1 protein-coding gene is annotated in these 671 nt (G+C 48.9%); it reads right to left on the minus strand.

The window, feature by feature from the left end; genetic code table 11:
* On the minus strand, positions 1-671 hold a 671-nt coding region (locus R7190_RS27895; protein WP_411978095.1), incomplete at both ends, for a FlgK family flagellar hook-associated protein.

Here is a 671-nt window from a genome sequence, read left to right on the forward strand (position 1 = left end):
TCTGAACTTGCTCGCCTTTCGGTGTTGTCACGCTGTAGCGATCACCATCGAAGCGCAGCGCATATTCGCCACCTTTCAACGCCGAAATATCATCGACATAAACGGCAACGTCCGCTTTCGAGTTTGGTGCAGTAAACACTCGTGATTTAGCCACCAGCTCAGAATTCACATCGGTGAAAACGTCTTTACCGATTTTGCCGTTGAGATCCAAACCTTGCGATTGCAGTTGGTTGACCTTGTAAGAGAATCCGGTAGCTAAGCGCCCCATTTCATCCAGCAGTTGCGGAATGTGTTTATCACGCATGTCGAGTAGCGCGCCGATTTTGCCGTCCATGTCGTCGGCCTTAATCGCTTTAATACCATCGCCTTCGACCATCGCTAGACGTCGTTGGTGCACGTCTGGGTAACCATCAATCATTTTTAATTGGCTTGCCTCTGTGCCCGACACCAAGGTATGACCATTGCCGATGTGCACGTTGAAGCCTTCAGCGTTTTTACGTGGGGTCACGGTGACCTTAGTGTATTCCGACAGCTCGGTAATCAGCTTTTCATGCTGATCCATCAAATCGTTATGTGGACCAGGAGTACGCATCATCAAGCGGTGAATGTCACGAATTTCTAGCGCCAGTTGGTTAATGCGCTCAATGCCCATGTCCAATTTTTTATTGGTT

Source organism: Vibrio sp. 1078-1, from assembly GCF_033340475.1.